Origin of the sequence: Nocardia sp. NPDC004168, from assembly GCF_040610355.1 — a bacterium.
Classification (GTDB): Bacteria; Actinomycetota; Actinomycetes; order Mycobacteriales; family Mycobacteriaceae; genus Nocardia; species Nocardia sichangensis.
Genome location: NZ_JBEXME010000015.1, coordinates 39,526 through 58,618 on the forward strand (window position 1 = coordinate 39,526; position 19,093 = coordinate 58,618).

The 19,093-nt window shown below is 70.4% G+C and carries 1 protein-coding gene (cut by a window edge); it reads left to right on the plus strand.

Annotated elements, in window-relative coordinates; all coding sequences use genetic code 11:
• Positions 1–19,093, plus strand: the 5' portion of a protein-coding gene (locus ABZW96_RS24465; protein ID WP_355077951.1) for an SDR family NAD(P)-dependent oxidoreductase. It continues 2,618 nt past the right edge of the window; the window shows 19,093 of its 21,711 coding nt (coding positions 1–19,093); the start codon lies at positions 1–3; the stop codon falls past the right edge of the window.

Consider the following 19,093-nt stretch of genomic DNA (forward strand, 5'->3'; position numbering starts at 1 on the left):
ATGTCGGATGATGGGTACGGCCTACGGGTCTTGCTGACGCGGGCGCTCCGCCGGATTCAGGAGTTGGAGGCGCGGCCGCAGCGCGAGCCGATTGCCATCGTGGGAATCGGCTGTCGCTTTCCCGGCGGCGCGGAATCCCCGCAGCAGTACTGGGAACTGCTGTCCTCGGGCCGCGACGCGATCGTCGAGGCGCCGGAGAACCGTTGGGTGGTAACGGATTCGGCGCCTCGACGGGCGCGGCGGCGAGCCGGGCTGCTCGCAGGTCCGATCGATGCGATGGACGCGGAGTTCTTCGGGATCGCGCCGCGCGAGGCGGCGTCGATGGATCCGCAACAGCGGCTGGTGCTCGAAGTGGCTTGGGCGGCAATGGAAGACGCCGCACTGGTGCCAGGTGGTCCGGCCGCGGCCCGCACAGGGGTGTTCCTCGGTGTCAGCTGGCAGGAATACCAGCGCACGATCACCCCGGACTGGGTGAGTTCGGTGGACGCGCACACGCTCACCGGGACGATGTCGAGCATCGTGGCGGGGCGGGTGTCCTACGTGCTCGGATTACGTGGTCCCGCAGTGGCGATCGACACCGCGTGCTCGTCGTCGCTGGTGGCGGTGCATCAGGCGTGTCGCAGTCTGCGGGCTGGGGAGTGCGACGTCGCGTTGGCGGGCGGAGTGAATCTGCTGCAATCCGAGCTGACCTCGGAGGCGCTGGCCCGCATGGGCGCGCTCTCTCCGGATGGGCACTGTCGCCCCTTCGACGCGCGCGCGAACGGGTATGTGCGTGGCGAGGGCGCGGGTGTCGTTGTGCTCAAAACGCTTTCGCGAGCGCTCGCCGATGGTGACGAGATCAGGGCGCTCGTCCGAGGCTCGAGCGTGAACCACGACGGTCGTTCCATGGGGCTGACCGCACCGAATCCGACGGCACAACGCGAGTTGCTGCGCGACGCGTTGACCGACGCCGGGTGCGCCGCCGATCGGATCGGCTACGTCGAGACGCACGGCACGGGCACGCCGCTGGGCGATCCGATCGAGATCGAGGCGTTGTCGCAGGTGGTCGGCGTGCCACGTGCGGATGGGTCGGTGTGCCTGCTCGGTTCGGTGAAGTCGCAGATCGGGCACCTCGAGGCGGCCGCGGGCGTCGCCGGGCTGATCAAGGTGGTGCTGCAGATGCAGCACGAACGAATTCCACGTCAGCACGATTTCGCCACAATGAATCCGAAGATCAGGCTCGACGGCACGGCGCTGGCGGTGCCGACCGACGACGTCGCCTGGCCGCAGACGCGACAGCCGCGATTGGCAGGGGTGAGTTCGTTCGGATTCGCGGGCACCAACGCACATGTGGTGCTGGAGCAGGCACCCGAGCCCCTGGCGCGTGCCGATCCGAATGAGCCTGCGCTGTTGGTCATTTCGGCGCGCACCCGGTCGGCCCTCGATGCGCTGGCCCACCGCTATGCGGAGCAGTTGGACCGGCAGGAGATGCCGCTCGCCGACGTCGCCGCCACCGCGGCGCTGGGACGCACGCATTTCGCGTACCGGCGAGCGGTCGTGGCCAGGACAGCCGAGGAAGCGGCGCGCGATCTCGCGGCACCGTCAGATCGGTCCATCGATCCGGATCCGGGCAAGCCGCGGGTCGCGATGCTGTTCACCGGGCAGGGCGCACAGTACGCCGGGATGGGCGCGGCGCTCGACCGCAGGTACCCGGCTTTCCGCACGGCGCTCGACCGGTGCGACGAGTTGTTGGGACCGCTTCGCGGCGGCCTGCGTCTGCGGTCGGTGCTGTTCGAGGCGGACGACGATGTGCTGGCCCGTACCGAGTACGCGCAACCGGCCTTGTTCGCGCTCGAATGGGCCTGCGCCGAGCTGTGGTCGGCGTTCGGCGTCCGCCCCGACGTCGTGTTGGGACACAGCCTCGGTGAACTGGTCGCGGCGACCGTCGCGGGCGTGTTCGATCTCGCCACCGGTTTGCGTCTGGCTGCCGAACGGGGCCGGTTGATGCAGGCAGTGGCGCAGCAAGGGGCGATGGCGGCGGTCTTCGCCGCGCCCGTGGAGTTCGAAACACTGTTGGACGAGCTCTCGGCGAGTGTGTCGGTCGCGGCGGTCAACAGCCCTGGGCAATTCGTTGTGTCGGGGTCGGCGGACGGGGTGCAGCGGGTTGTGCGGGCTGCCGAGGAACGGTCGATCCGTGCCGTGCGGCTGCCCGGGACGGCGGCGTTCCACTCGCCCCTGCTGGATCCGATGCTCGACGACTTCGAAGCCAGGGTCGGCGAGTTGGTTCCCGTCCCGCGCGCGGCGACGATTCCGCTGGTGTCGAACGTGACCGGCACGCGGATCGAGGGCCTCATGGATGCGGCGTACTGGCGCGCGCATGCCCGTGGCACCGTCCGTTTCGCCGAGGGTGTGCGCTCGGCCGCCGAGTCGGGCGTGGATGTCTACCTCGATGTGGGACCGCATCCGGTGCTGTCGGAATTCGGGCGGCACACCGACCCCGCCGCTGTGTGGGTGCCGAGCATGCGCCGGACGTCCACCGACGACGAGGTGCTGTTGACCGGGCTCGGCGAGCTGTATCGCCTGGGCGTTGAAATCGACTGGAGCGCAGTGGTTCCGCTGGACGCGCGCAGGCGCAACGGCCTGCCCACCTACCCCTTCGAACGAGAGCGGGTCTTTGTGCCGATCGAGAGCGCGTCGCCGAGCACGGGGTATCTCGCCGAGCATCGCTTCCGCGACCATGCGGTGGTGCCCGCGGCGGAGCTCGCGTTGCGCGCGTTGCGTGCGGCCGGAGGCGCAGGCCACGAGCTGATCGACTTCGTCGCCGCGCGACCGGTGCCGCTGGAGGAGTTGTCCGAGCCGCTGGTCTCCGATGTGGGCGGTCGCGCCGAGGTGCGGTTCCACGTCGACGAGGGCGCGGTCACCGCGGTGTCCGCGACGGTTCGAGCCGCCACGAATCGACCCCGCGATTCCGACGAACTGTCCGCGGCGCGGCTCGCGCTGTCCACCGAAGAGAATGTCGCGGCTTTCTACCGCCGGTGTGCCGATGCCGGATTGACTTTCGGCCCGCGATTCCGCTGGATCACGCGATTGTGGTCCGGCGAGGGCCGCGTGCTCGCCGAACTGACGCGCCCGGCGGAACTCGCCGACGAACCGGACGCCTGGCTGCCGTGTCTGCTCGACGCCGCGATCCAGACCGGTCTCGCGTTGGTGTCCGCAGATGGCGACGCGGCGCGTCTGCCGGTGGGTATCGGCGGTCTGCGTCTGTCCGGCCAGGATGCGGGGGCAACGGCGTGGGCGCTGACCGAGCGCACCGGCCGCACCGTTCGTCTGACGGTCTTCGATACCGCCGGCGCGGTGGTCTGCGATATCGAAGACGTATGGTTCGCCGAGTCCGGCACTGCCGGGCAGCCGCAGGATCGGGATAGCATGTCCGGCTTCACCCACCGTCCGACCTGGGAGCGCGTCGTGGCGTCGCCGAGCGGACGGGCGCCCGCCGCCGCGTTGGTGGTCGGCGTCCGGCAGCAGGCGGACCGGCTCGCCGCCGCGCTGCGCGCCGCGGGTACCGATGCGGTATCCGTGGAGCGTACGACCGATCCCGACGTGTGGCCCGGCGACGACCGTGCGGTGATCTACCTCGCCGATGCCGAAGCGGACGACAGCGCCGAATCGGCGCGGGTGGAAACGCGATTCGCGCTCGCGGTGGTGCAACGGATGGCTCGGCTGGTTTCCGACGCACCGTTGTACCTGGTGACAATGGGGGCGACCGGAGCGCTCGCCGGGGAACCCGTGCGTCCGGCCGCCGCGACCCTGTGGGGATTGGGTGCCGTGACGCGCACCGAACTGCCCGAGTTGCGGTGCCGCCTGATCGACCTGCCCGCGGACGCGCGCTGCGACGACCACCGCTTGGTGGACGAGATTCGCTCCGGCGCCACTGATTCCGCGATCGCGCTGCGCGGGCGTCACCGTTACACGATGCGGATGCAGCCTTCCGACGAACCGGGCGGGGCGCCCGAGGTGAAGCGTGGCGGTGCGTATCTGATCACCGGCGGACGTGGCGCGCTGGGGTTGACTGCCGCGCGGACGCTGGCCGAGGCCGGCGCGGGCACGATCGTGCTGGCCGGGCGCGGCGGCCCGACCTCGCGAGACGAGCGGGAGATGGCGCGGATCGCGGCTTCGGGGGCGCGAGTCGAGACCGCGGTGGTCGATGTCGAAGACCGGAATGCGTTGTCCCGCCTGATCAGCCGCTTCGGCGTGGAGTTGCCGAGGCTGGCCGGGGTCGTGCACTGTGCGGGAGTTCTGGACGACGCCCTGTTGTTCGAGCAGACTGCCGGGCACATCGACCGGGCGTTCGCGGGAAAGGTCGCGGGCGCGTGGCACCTGCACGAGCTGACCGCGGGACAGCCGCTCGATCTGTTCGTGCTGTTCTCCTCGGTCAGCGCCGTGGTGGGCACAGCCGGGCAGGGCAATTACGCCGCGGCGAACGCGTATCTCGATGCCCTCGCCCGCCTGCGGCTGGCTCGAGGACTGCCGGCCCTGAGCATCGCGTGGGGGCCGTGGGCGGGCACCGGCATGGCCGAAGGGCTGAGCGACGCCGCCCGCCGCGCGTGGGCACGCCACGGTGTCGGCGAACTGGCCGCCGAAGACGGTGTCCGAGCACTGCGTTGGCTGCTGTCGGCGGAGGGAGTCGTGTCGGTCTTTCCCGCCGCCACAGAGGTTTCGGCGGAGCCGGAGCCGATCGCCGCGGTCGAATCCCAGGATTCGCGCGATCCGGCGGAACTGCGGGAACTGGTGCGCACCCACGCCATGACGGCACTCGGCCGCACGACAGCGGTTTCCGACCGCACGCCGCTGCGAGAACTCGGGCTCGATTCGATGATGGCGGTCGAGCTGCGCAACGCGCTGTCCGCGGATCTGGGGATGCGACTTCCGGCGACGCTGCTGTTCGATCATCCGACGGTCGCCGCGGTCTCGGAGGAGATCGCCCGGCTCGGCGCCACGTCCGCCCCCGGCCGCACGGCAGGGCAGCAGGCCGAACAGCGACCGACCACGCGCATCTCCGAGCAGCTCACAGCCCCGGTATACCCAACGAAACTTCCGGTTACACCTAGTACACCGAACGTGTCTCAGCTCACAGCACGCGAAGCCGAGCCTGCCCCGGACAATTACGCCGACGCGATCGCGATCGTCGGCGTCGGCTGCCGTTATCCCGGCGGCGTGCGCGGGCCCGCCGATCTGTGGCGCCTGCTGACCACCGAAACCGACGCGGTGACCGAGGTACCCGCGCACCGCTGGGACGTGGACGCCGTCTTCGATCCGGACCCGGATGCCGACGGCAAGACTTACACCCGCTGGGGCGGTTTCGTCGACGGTGTCGAGGATTTCGATGCCGGATTCTTCGACATCTCCGTCGGCGAGGCGCGGATGCTGGACCCGCAGCAGCGGCTGCTGCTCGAAACGGCGTGGGAGGCGCTCGAACACGCCGGTTATCCGGCGAGCCGGCTGGAGGGCAGCCGGACCGGCGTCTTCGTCGGTGTGATGTCCAACGACTATGCCGAACGGATGGCGCGGGCCGACCTCGCGCCCGATGCCTGGTTCGGCACCGGAAACCTCTCCAGCGTCGCCTCCGGCCGGCTGTCGTATTTCCTCGGCGCGCAGGGGCCGAGCCTCACCATCGATACCGCGTGCTCCTCGTCGCTGGTGACCGTCCACACCGCGGTGCGCAGTCTGCGCAGCGGCGAATGCGATCTGGCGCTGGCAGGCGGCGCCACCGTGGTGCTGACGCCTTCGCTCGACATCTACTTCGCGCGGGCGCGCGGCCTGGCCGCCGATGGCCGGTGCAAGAGCTTCGACGCACGCGCCGACGGCGTCGTCTGGAGTGACGGCGCGGGAATGCTCGTGCTCAAGCGGCTGGCGGACGCGCGGCGGGACGGCGATCGGGTGTTGGGGCTGGTGCGCGGCTCCGCGGTCAATTCCGACGGCCGCAGCCAGGGATTGAGCGCACCCAACGGTCCGGCGCAGGAACGGGTCATCCGCGCGGCGCTGGCGGACGCGGCCGTCGAGGCGGGGGACATCGATTACGTCGAGACACACGGCACCGGCACGGCACTCGGTGATCCGATCGAAGTGAACGCCCTGGCCGCAGCCCTAGGGGAGGGTCGCACGGAAACCACGCCGCTGTGGATCGGGTCGGTGAAGTCGAATCTCGGGCACACCCAGGCGGCGGCGGGCATCGCGAACATCATCAAGGTGATCGAGTCGATGCGCCACGAGCGCATTCCCGCCTCGCTGCATTTCCGTTCGGGCAATCCGCATATCGACTGGGATTCGGTCGCTATCCGGGTGGTCGCCGAGGAGCGACCGTGGCGGCGTTCTCGACGGCCCCGGCGGGCGGGGGTGAGCGCCTTCGGGATCAGCGGGACGAACGCGCACGTGGTGATCGAAGAACCGCCACAGGTCTCGGAGGCCGATGCCCCAAAGGACGCCGGGCCTCATTTGCTGGTCCTGTCGGCGAAAAGCACCGATGCCCTGCGCGAACTGGCGGCTCGCTACCGGGATCTGCTCGTCGCCCACCCTGAGATCGCATTGGTGGATCTGTGTGCGCGCGCCGCGCTGGGCCGAACACACTTCGGTGAGCGCGTGGCGATCGGTTTCGACACTGCCGCGCAGCTGCGTGCCGCGCTCGAGAACGTCGCCTCCGGGGTCACAGTGAGCGGGTCGGCCACTGAGGTGTCGAGCGGGTCGCTCGAACTGGCTCGACGGTATGTCGATGGCGCCGAGATCGATTGGGGTGCCGTCTATTCCGGTCACCATTGGCGACATGTCGATGTACCGGCCTACCCGTTCCAGCGCAAACGACATTGGTTGGAGCTGACGCCGCGCCGGGACGACTCGAGTTCGTCACGCGCCCTGCGGCTCACCCCGGAGATGTTCGCAGGACATCGGCTGCGTGGTCTGCCGACAGTGCCCGCGGCGTGGCTGAGCGTTCAGCTGAACGAGATCGCCACTCGACTGCCCGGGGCATGGGAAGTCAGGAAGCTGCGGCTGATCACGCCGTTGGAGGTCACCGCCGAAGCAGTGGTGCGGGTCGTGGTCGAACCCGGCCCGGACGGCCACGATGTGCGCTTCCTCGGCTCCGACGACGCCCGAGCCGGTTATGCGCAAGCGACACTCACTGCGGCGCAGCCTGAGCCGATGAAACCGTATGCGGCAGACTCCGCTCATTCCGATGCGCGCATCTGGACCGCCTACTACGACGCTCTCGCCCGGCTGGGCCTGGACCTGGGTCCTGACTACCGCTGCGCCCTGGAGTTCCGGCGGATCAGCGCCACCGAGGCCGAGACGGCGTTCCGGTTGGCCGGTGACGGCACGGCGCTCGATCCGATCCTGCTCGATGCCTGTCTGCACAGCATCGTGGTGACGGCTACCGGGGGCGAGGAGTTGTTCTTGCCGTCGGAGATCGATCGTGTCCGATTCTTCGGCAACCCGACGGCGGGGGATGCGACCGTGCGGTGCCGGGTGCGGGTGACCGAACGAGGGAGGCGGATCATCGTCGGTGACGCCACCCTGTACTCGGAGTCCGGGCGGCCGCTCGCCAGCGTTCAGGGTGTGAGCCTGCTGGCCGCGAAGTTCGATACCTTGCCGGAATCGTTTGCCGCGGAGTCGGACTCGACAAGACTCGCACGTCTGCTGCATCACGTGGAATGGGCTCCTGTCGAGGGTGGCGTGCGCGAGGAACCTGCGGGTCGATGGCTGATCTTCGGTGACGGAGCGGTCGGGGACGCTGTCGCCGCCGGATTGAGCGCGCGGGGCGCTGAAATCGTGATGATTCGCCCCGAGGACGGGCACGCAGCCGACGAGATCCTGTCTTCCGAGGCCGCGAATTCGTTTCAAGGCATAGCCTTCGCGTGGACGGCGGCTCCTGCCCAGGTTCGCATCGAAGCCGCCCTGCGGTTGACGCGCGCTCTGGACTCGGCAGCACACCGGCCTGCCGCGCTCTGGTTGCTGACCGTGAACGCTCAGCGCGTCACCCCGGCCGACCTGCCAGACCCTGATCAAGCTTTGCTGTGGGGTTTCGGACGAACGCTGGCCACCGAGCACCCCGAGTTCGGATGCCGATTGCTGGACCTGCCCGCGGAAACCATCGTGGACAGCGCCCCGATCGTCGATGGTTTGCTCAGCGGCCGCGCCGCAGGCGAATTCGCCCTCCGCGACGGCCGTTGGCTGACCGCGCGCGTCGCCGAAGGCCTCGCGTCCACTGACTACCGGTTGGTCGCGCACCGTTCCGGCGAGTTCGAACGGATGCGGTTGGAGCCCGGTATCCGACGCGCACCGGCAGCAGGGGAAGTCGAAATCGTCGTCGCCGCCACCGGCCTCAACGCCCACGACCTCTGGGTGGCCTCGGGCATCCATCCGGATGGGGCGGGACCGCTGGGTTCCGAGTGCGCAGGCCGGATCACCGCGATTGGCGCCGGGGTCGAGCAATTCGCGGTCGGTGACCGCGTCGTCGCCTTGGCGGCCGACAGTTTCGCCCGCCACGTGACGGTGGACCAGGCCATGGTGGCCCGGCTGCCGGACAACCTGCCCTTCGCCGACGGCGCGACCGTGCCCTACGCCTTCACCACCGCCTGGCACGCGCTGTTCGACCTCGGCGGTCTGCGCGCCGGGGACCGGGTGCTCGTCCACGGCCCCGCCGATGGCATCGGCATGGCCGCGGTGCAGCTCGCCGTGCACGCCGGAGCGCAGGTGTGCGCGACCGCCGCGCTGTGTCGCTGGGCGCGGAGCACGGGTCTGCCGGTCACACAGATCCATACCTGGCGCAGCCACGAGTTGGGCGAACGGGTTCGGGCGGCGACCGCCGGGCACGGACTGGACGTCGTCGTGCACACCTCGGGGGACGGCCTCGCCGCACACGCATCCGAAGTACTGCATGCGGGAGGCCGATTCGTCGAGATCGTCGACCCGGTGCAGACCGGAACGGTGCATCGGCATGCGGATGTCGACCACCGGACCTTCGATCCGGTCGCTGTCGACCCGCGGCGACTGGGCGCTGCCTTGCGCAGTGTGCTGGCACTGTTCGAGCAGCGCGCTTTGACCACGCTGCCGCACGCTGCCTACGGCATCGATCGTGCCGCCGAGGCGTTCCGCGCCATGTCGCAACGAGATCATCCCGGTCGCGTCGTCCTGCTCGGCAAAGACGTCCCGGTTGCCGCGGGCGGCGACCGGTTGCCCGATGGCACCTATCTTGTGACGGGAGGGTTCGGCGGCCTCGGCGCCGAGGCCGCGCACTGGCTGGCCGACCGCGGAGCACGGCATTTGGTGCTGGTAGGCAGACGCGCGCCGGATCCCGCAGGGGAACGGCTGCTGGAATCGCTGCGCGGCACCGGCGCTCGAGTGACGGCGCGGCAGGCGGATGTCGGCGACCGCGCGGCCGTCGCGGAACTGCTGCAAAGCATTTCGGAATCCGGATTCCCGCCACTGCGCGGCGTGGTCCACTGCGCGGGAGTGCTCGACGACGGCGTGATCAGCGAGCAGACCTGGTCGCGGTTCGAGACCGTGCTCGGACCCAAATACCATGCGGCGCGCCACCTCGATGAGCTCACCCGCGATCAACCGATCGAACTCTTCATCACCTACTCCTCCGTTGCGGGCGTACTCGGCACCCCTGGCCAGGCGAATTACGCCGCGGCCAACGCGGCATTGGATGCGCTGGCCTGGCGGCGGCGTGCCGAGGGACTGCCCGCGCTGAGCATCGGATGGGGGCCGTTCGCCGACGTGGGCATGGCCGCCGATCGGCCCGACGTCACCGCACGTCTCGTGCGGCGCGGGCTGCCTCCGCTGTCCGCGGGCGACGCGGTCGCGGCGCTGGAGCACCTCGTCCGGCACGACAGTGCTGCCCCTGGCGTCTTCGAATTCGTGCCCGAGCGGTGGTATGCGCAGCGCATGCCGCAGATCGCGCCGGCCGTACCGCCGACGATTCGGCCGGAGACCACCGGGGTACCGCGAACGCAGTCGGCGTCCGACGATCTCGCTCCGTGGGAGGCGCTCGTCCAGCGCGTCGCGATGCGGGTACTCGATCGCGCGGGCGAACTCGATCCTGATCTGCCACTGCACGACACGGGCGTCGACTCCCTGACCGGAATGGAACTGCGGGCCGCACTCGCCGTCGAGGTCGGAATGCCGCTGCCTGCCGGGCTCGTCTTCGACTATCCGACTGTGCGTGAGATGGCGCGGTTCCTGCACCGCAAGGGCGCAGCCGCTCCCAGCGGAGGCACAGCCGCTCCCGCCGGCGGCGCGAACGTGATCGCCGCTGATGTGCCCTCGTACGCGGCCGATTTGCCTCTGACCGGGGCTGACGATTTGTCCCCCACCGGGGCTGAGGTGCCCCCGGTGGTCGCCGACGTGCGTCTGGTCGCGGCCGACGTGTCCCCGGTGCCCGCTGACGCGCCCTTGGTCGCGGCTGATGTGCCCCCGGTCGCTGACGAGGTGAACCCGGTCGCACCCACGCCGCGGTACCCGATCACGGCTCCACCGAAACAGTCTGCGAGACAGGATGTTTCGCCGGGCATCGACTTCGAGACCGACCGGACCGACGACGACCCGATCGTCATCGTCGGCATGAGCTGTCGTTTCCCCGGCGGGGTGCGCACACCGGAGGACTTCTGGGACCTGCTGTGGCACGGACGCGACGCGATCACCGAGGTGCCGCCGCAGCGCTGGGACATCGACGCCTACTACGACCCGGACCTGGCGTCTCTGGGCACGATGTACACCCGCTGGGGCGGTTTCGTCGACGACGCCGACGAGTTCGACCCCGCGTTCTTCGGTATCGGCGCGGCGGAGGCACGCGCGATGGACCCGCAGCAACGCCTGCTGCTCGAAACCACGTGGGAGGCGCTGGAGCGCTCGGGCCGCGCACCCGGCGCGTTGGCGGGCAGCCGCACCGGCGTGTTCGTCGGACTGTGCTTCAGCGAATATCCGGCCACGCCGACCCGAGCCGACCATCCGACCGCGATCGGCGCCTACTCGGTGATCGGTTCGGCGCCGAGCGTCGCGGCAGGGCGCTTGGCCTACGTTCTCGGGCTGCAAGGCCCGGCGATGACGCTGGACACGGCATGCTCCTCCTCGCTGGTGGCGCTGCAAGCGGCGGAAGACGGGCTGCGAGCGGGCCGTTGCGATCTGGCACTGGTGGGCGGGGTGAACCTCCAGCTGGCTCCGGAGACCACCATCGGTTTCTGCCGCCTGGCCTCGCTGTCGCCCGATGGACGCTCGCGAGCGTTCGACGCCGACGCCAACGGCTACGTCCGCGCCGACGGCTGCGGCGTGCTGGTGCTGACCCGGCTGTCGCAGGCCCGGCGCAACGGCGATCGGGTGCTGGCGATCGTGCGCGGCGTCGCGGTGAATCACGATGGACGGTCCAACGGTCTCACCGCACCCAACGGCCCGGCCCAGCAGCGCGTCATCACCGACGCGCTGGAACGGGCGGGCCTGCGGCCGGACACGGTGGACTACGTCGAGACACACGGCACCGGCACCCCGCTCGGCGATCCGATCGAGGCCACCGCCCTGGCCGAGGTGTACGGATCGGGCCGCACGCAGCCTCTGCTCATCGGGTCGGTGAAAACCAATATCGGGCACACCGAGGCGGCGGCAGGTGTCGCGGGCGTCATCAAAGCCGTGCTCATGTTGCAGCACCGCCGGATCCCGCCGAGCTTGCACTTCCACACTCCGAACCCGCTGATCGACTGGGCCGGGCTGCCGTTGGAAGTGGTGCGGGAGGCGCGGGACTGGCCGCGCACCGGGCACGAACCGGCGATCGGGGTCAGCTCTTTCGGGATGAGCGGCACCAATGCGCACGTCATCCTGGCGCAGGGTGATCCGGTACTCGCGCCGCGACCGGAATCGCCGACCGCGCAGGTGCTCGTCCTCTCCGCGCGCGACGAGACCGCCCTCGCCGACAGCGCGCGGCTCTGGGCAGACCGAATCGACTCGGCGCAGGCGACACTCGGCGATCTGGCCTACACCGCCGCGACCGCGCGGACACACTTCGAAGAACGGCTCGCGGTGGTCGCCGACACCAGCGCCGTCGCGGCACGAGAGCTGCGTGGGCCGATTCTGATCCGTGGCCGGGTGGAGCGAACCGCGCGCACGAAGGTGGCACTGCTGTTCACCGGGCAGGGATCGCAGTACCCGGGCATGGCACGCGAGTTGTTCGACTCCGAACCGGTCTTCCGTGACGCGCTGCGGCACTGTGACGCGGTGCTGGGGCCGATCGCGGACGGTATCGGGCTGATCGAGGCCCTCTACGGCGATCACGGTCCGGAGCTGTTGCGTCGCACGGTGTTCACCCAGCCGGTGTTGTTCGCGGTCGAGTGGGCGCTGTGGGAGCTGTGGCGGTCGTGGGGGATCGCCCCGGCGGCGGTGCTCGGGCACAGCGTCGGGGAATACGTCGCGGCCTGCGCCGCCGGGGCGATGAGCGTGGAGGACGCCCTGCGGCTCGTGGCCGTGCGCGGTCGCCTGATGCAGCGCCTGCCGGACGGAGGCGCGATGGTGGCCGTCGACGCCCCCGCCGAGCAGATCTCGCCGCTCGTCGCACGGTATGCGCCCGCGGTGTCGATCGCGGGATACAACGGACCGGCTCAGGTGGTGGTCGCCGGACCGGGAGCCGCACTCGATCCGCTGCGCGAGCAGTTGTCGGCCGACGGTATACGGTCCGCCGATCTCACCGTCTCGCACGCCTTCCACTCCGCGGCGATGGACCCGATTCTCGACGACCTCGCCGCGGCGGCGTCCCGGGCGAGGATGTCCGATCCCGTGATTCCGCTGATCTCCAACCTCACCGGTGCGGTGCTGCGCCCGGGCGAACTCGACCCGCGGCACTGGGCGCGGCATGCGCGTCAGCCGGTCCGGTTCGCACAGGGCTTGCGGGCGCTGGCCGAGCTGGGGATCGACGAGTTCCTCGAAATCGGGCCGCATCCGACGTTGTCCGCGCTCGGCGGGCGCGTGCTGGGTGACTCGGCGCGGTTCGTCGCGTCGTTGCGTCGCGGTCGTGGTGATCGCGAGACGATGATGACGGCGCTGGGACGCCTGTATGTCGGGGGCGTGGCGGTGGACTGGGAGCAGGTGCACCGTCCGCACGATCGTCGGCGCGTGCTCGCACCGACGTATCCCTTCCAGCGGCAACGCTATTGGGTCGAATCCCGGTCCTACGCCGCTGTGGCGGCACCGAGCAGCGCTGGCGACGGGCACACGCTTATCTCCACGCGGTCGGGCAGCGTCTCGGAGGAGCCCGGAACCGCACCGACACCCGCCGTGGGCTACTCGACGCGTCCGGTCGACGCAGTCCTTTCGCACTCCGAGGCCGCCGGCGCAGGACACTCGAAGGTTTCGATGCATCTGCATGCCGAGCTATCGGATCGCAGCGTCACGACCCATCCAACTCGCGGTCACGAGACGGTCCCAGGATCGGGCATCGCAGCCGAGCCGAATCCTCTGACGCACCTCGGGGCCGCGCCTCCGTCGGCCGAGGTGGATGCCGTCCCTTATGCGGGTCTTCGGACGCGGCAAGAGATCGCCGCGGCTGCGGCCCGGCAGGCAGATCATTCGATATCGAGCAGCACGGCAACGAATTTCGATCTGACGCTCGGGCCGGATTCTCCGTCATATCTGGCCGACCATGTCGTGGATCGGACTGTCGTCGTGCCGGGCGCCTGGTTCGTCGCCACCATCGCCGACGTCGCGCGCGGACTCGTCGCCGGTGACGTCGTCGCGATCGAGGACCTCGTGATCACCAGCGGGCTCGCGCTGACCGGCCCGCAGCAGGTACGAATCGTCTTCGACCCGGCCGCCGACGGATTCGCGGTGCACGTGCGGACGGAAAGCTCGGGCACACACGCCCGCGCCCATGTCCGCACCGGAACGCACCGGATCCCGGATGGTGCCTCTCTCGGGGAGATTCTCGGCGCCTGCCCGGAACACCTGGCTGCAGCGGAGTTCTACCAACGGCTGACCCGCGCGGGCCTGCCTTACGGACCGGCGTTCCGCCGTGTCGTCGGCCTGCGCCTGGGTCGGCGCGAAGCCTTGGCCACGTTGTCGGATTTCGAGACCGATACCGGCCCTGGGGCGGTGCACCCGGTTCTGCTGGACGCGGCGTTCCAAGCCACCTACGCGGCGATGTCGCCGCGGGCCGACGAGCAGACGTGGGTGCCGTTCGCGGTGGACCAGGTACTCGTCTCCGCCGCGGCGGGCACCGTTCGATTCGGCCATGTGCGCGTCCTCGAGCAGACGCCGCAGCTGTGTGTCGCCGATGTTCGACTGCTCGATGAGGAGGGCTCTGCGGTGCTGGTCGCGAACGGATTGCGAGTGATGCCCACGCCGAATTCGGCCGGGCAGTCGTCCGCCCCGGCGTTCCCCGATCGGTCGGTCGCAGACACCTACCGTATCGACTGGCGGGAGACCGGCCCGGCGGCACCGGCCTCCGCGGCCGGGCGCTGGCTCGTCATCGGTGCGCCCGGAAGCTTCGCCGACGACGTCGCGGACGACTTGCGGGCACGTGGCGGGGAGTGTGTAGTCGCCAGGCCCGGTGACGGGTTCAGGTTCCGCGGGGAAGACGAGTTCGAGATCGACCTCGGCGTGCCCGCGGCCGTGCGGGCGTTGCTCGGCGCGGTGGCTGACGGTCGCGCACCGCTGCGCGGGATCGTCTCCGCGGTCGCGCTGTCCGACGAGGACGCGCCCGCACCGGTGGCCGCGGAACGTCTGGTGGTGGGCGCGCTGCATCTCGTGCAGGCCGCGGCGCTGGCCGGAGAACCGGCGGTGTGGCTGCTCACCCGTCACGGTCAGCGAGTCGAGCCTTCCGATCGGGTGGCGCCGCAGCAGTCGGCGCTGTGGGGATTCGCCCGCAGCGCGCAGCTCGAACACCGCGAAATGGGCTGTCATGTAATCGATCTCGATAAGGATGCCGACGTTCGCTGCGTAGTCGACACGTTCGTGACACCCTCGTCGCCGCGGCAGCTCGCGCTGCGTCAGGGGCGTCGTCGGGTGCCTCGGCTCGTGCCGTTGACAGTGCCCAGCGCGCCGACGGTCGCCTCCGGCACGGGTGGGACGGTGCTGATCACCGGTGGCCTGGGTGGGGTCGGTCTGCGGCTGGCGCGCTGGTTCGTCGATCGCGGTTGGCCGGACCTGGTTCTCGCCGGGAGGTCCGCGCCCGATGCTCGAGCGGAGTCCGCCATCGCCGAATTGCGGGGGCGTGGAGCTCGGATCGAGGTGCGGTCGCTCGACGTCGCCGACCGTACGGCCGTGGCGGCCACGCTGACGTGGATCGACCGTGAGCTGCCGCCGCTGGCGGGCGTGGTGCACCTGGCCGGGGTGCTCGACGACGGCGTGATCGCCGAGCAGACGGCCGCACGGGTCGGGCGGGTGCTCGCGCCGAAGACGTTCGGGGCATGGCATCTGCACGAGCTGACCGAGAGCCGGTCCTTGCGATTCTTCTTGCTGTTCTCCTCGGCCGCGGCAGTGGTCGGACTGCCCGGTCAGGCCGGCTACGCCGCCGCGAACGCCTTCCTCGATGGCGTGGCCGAGTCGCGCGACGCGGCGAGCGCGCCCGCGCTGTCGATCGCGTGGGGCCCGTGGGCGGACACGGGAATGGTCGAGCGGCTCAGCAGCGGCGCGGTGCAACGGCTGGCCCGCCGTGGTTACGGCCTGCTGCGGCCCGAGCAGGCTTTCGACACGCTCGCCGAACTGATCGGTTCCGCGGCTCCGGCGGTCACCGCAATGCCGTTGACGATGTCGGGTACGACCGCCGCCGACGTGCCGGACGTGCTGCTGGAATTCGTCGCGCCGATCGAAAATGCGTCCACGCCAATAGATTTGGCCGCCGACCTGTCCGCGCGCACGGAGGCGCTGGTGCGCCGCTGCCTCGGGTTGGCGCCCGGCGATGATCTCGATCGGCCGCTGCACGAACTCGGGCTGGACTCGGTCGCGGCGCTCGAGATCCGCGACGAACTGTCGCGCTCCAGCGGTCACCGCCTGCCCGCCACCCTGGCTTTCGAGTACCCCACCCCGCGCGCGGTGGTCGGCCTGCTGGTGCGGCTGGCCTCCGCGCAAGCGCCGTCCGCGCCGCCGCCGATCGACAGCAATGGCGATTCCTCCGATCGGCCGGCGGCGCGGACGCCCGCTCCCCGGCTGAACGTGGAAATGGCCGTGGGCGACACCGTGCCGATGTCGAACGGCGTCGCGACCGTGCCGCCGCGGGCAACGGATACTGCCCCGCGCACTCACCAGACCGGCACAAACGACGCGGCTGCCACTGCCGACCGCTCGGCTTCGCGCGACCGGCCGCCCGTGACCGCGCACGCATCGGCAGACCCGTTCGCGCCGACCGCGCCTAGCGTCGGTCAGCACGAGGCCCGACATGCGTCGGCCGAGTCGTTCGCATCGCGCGAGACACCGACCGCGGCCGCCATCTCGAACACCGATCGCCACGCCGACACGACAGGGGACATCGCGATCGTCGGCGTGAGCGGACGCTACCCGGGCGCGGACGGGCTCGACGAGTATTGGCGGGTGCTGGTCGAGGGACGCGACTGCGTCACCGAGATCCCGCGGCAGCGGTGGGATCACAGCCGCTATTTCGTCCCCGACCGCCACAACCCTTTCACCGCGTACACCAAGTGGGGCGGGTTCCTCGACGACGTCGACTGCTTCGATCCGCTGTTCTTCGCCATCTCCCCGCGCGAGGCGGAGATCCTGGACCCGCAGGAGCGGCTGTTCCTGCAAACCGCCTGGGCCGCATTGGAAGACGCCGGACACTCCCGGGCCGACCTGGCCCGTGGCGGCCTGCGTCCGGAGCAGGCCGGTGTGTTCGTCGGTGTCATGTGGGGCACCTATCAGATGTTCGGGGCCGAGGAGTCCCGGCTCGGGCGCGGCACGCTGCCCGGGTCGACGTTCTGGAGCATCCCGAATCGTGTCTCGCACGCCCTGGACTTCCAAGGGCCGAGCATGGCGGTGGACACGGCGTGCTCGTCCTCGCTCACCGCACTGCACCTGGCCTGCCAGAGCATCCGGGCCGGCGAATGCAGGCTGGCGCTGGTCGGCGGCGTCAATCTGTCACTGCACCCGTACAAGTTCGTCGCGCTCAGCCAGGGGCAGTTCGCCTCCACCGACGGCCGCTGCCGTTCCTTCGGCGCAGGGGGCGACGGGTATGTGGCCAGTGAGGGTGTGGGGGCGCTGGTGCTGCGGCCGCTGGCCGACGCCGAAGCCGACGGCGACACCATCTACGGCGTCATCAAGGGCACCGCGATCAACCACGGCGGCCGGGTCAACGGGTTCACGGTGCCCAATCCCGACGTGCAGGCGGCGGTGATCCGCTCGGCGCTGCGCACCGGTGGCGTGGACCCGGCGTCGGTCTCCTACGTCGAAGCGCACGGCACCGGCACCGCGCTGGGCGACCCGATCGAAATCGCCGGTCTGGCAAAGGTGTTCGGCACGTCCGGCGTGACCGAGCTGCCGATCGGTTCGGTGAAGTCCAATGTCGGCCACCTCGAGGCCGCGGCCGGTGTCGCGGCGCTGACGAAGGTGCTCCTACAGTTGCGCCACCGGACCATCGTGCCGTCGCTGCACGCCACGCCGCCCAACCCGAACATCGACTTCGCGGCCACACCGTTCCGAATCCCGTCCCGCCCGCTGCCATGGCCCGGCGGAGATCCGGCGCGGCCGCGCCGGGCGACGGTGAGTTCGTTCGGGGCAGGCGGGGCCAACGCGAACGTGGTGATCGAGGAGTACGTGGATCGCAGGCCGCAGACGCGGTTCAGCGGCGGTCAGGTCGTCCCGGTCTCCGCGCGCGACGGCGAGCGGCTCACGGAGTACGTCACCGCGCTGGATCGTTTCCTCTCCGGGCAGCAGCAGAACCTCGCCGATCTGGCCTTCACCATGCAGGTGGGTCGGCAGGCGGGCAGCGCGCGCGCCGCGTTCGTCGCGCGCGACATCGGCCAGTTGCGCGCCGCGGTCCGCGCCTGGGTCGAGGACGTGCCGGGCGCCAGGTCGTGCCGGGACGCGGCGGAGGATTCCCGGATCGCGCGTTGGCTCGGCGGTAAGGACCTCGATTGGGCCACCGTCCGTGATCCGGGACCGCGACGCCGGATTCCCGCGCCCACGTACCCGTTCGCCCGTGAGCGGTACTGGATTCCGGACGTCGCGTCCAGCGTCGAACCGGGTGCCGGGCACAGTGACCAGTCCACATTCACGCCGGACAACACCTCGCTGCCGCAGCCCACGTCGACTTCGGGACCTGTCCCGGTCGCGCAACCCGCGCTGAATGGGCAGGCCACGCTCCAAGCGGGAGCACCGCAACCCGTATCAGCGCAACGGCTCGCACTCGAGCCGTTGTCGGAGCTTTCGACGGGCGGATTCGAGACGGAGGCCGGGATGCGGGAGTCCGCGCCGACCCGCCGGGCAGCAGCGCAACGGTTGCTGGTCCCGGTCTGGCGAGAAGCCGCGCTGCCCGGCGGTGACCTGCGTTCCCGCCGCGCCCTGCTGGTATACGACGCGCGAACCCCGCACCACCTGGTGGAGGCGCTGACCGCCGCTACCGGTGATCCGGGCCGCCTGGTGCGGCTCTCCGAACTACCGGGCGACCTGCACCGCGACGACTTCGACGCGGGCGCTGCGCTCGGCCGGGCGCTCGCGGCCCGCTACCCCGACACCGACTGCGTCCTCGATGTGTGCGATCTCGTACCCGCGGCGACCGGACGACCCACCGGCGACCTCGGCCGAATGGGGTTCTACCAAGGCGTGATCGAGGCGCGCGCCGGTTCGCTCGCGCTGCTGCACATCGCCGCCGGACACCCCGGCGCGGACGGCCCGGAGTCCGCGCCGCTGGGCGGCCTGGTCGCCGCGCTCGCCGAGGAGATCCGCGACGTGCGCACACGGAGCGTCCATATAGGTGACGAGCGCGACGCGGTGTGCGCCGATCCCGCGCGATTGCTGGCGATACTGGGCGCGGAGAGCGCGGCCACCGAGGACAGCGCGCCGCGGGTGCGGTATCGCGGTGGAATACGCGAAGCCGTCGAACTCACCGACGCGACAGCACGCGACGGTCTGGTGGTGGATCCCGCCCGCACCT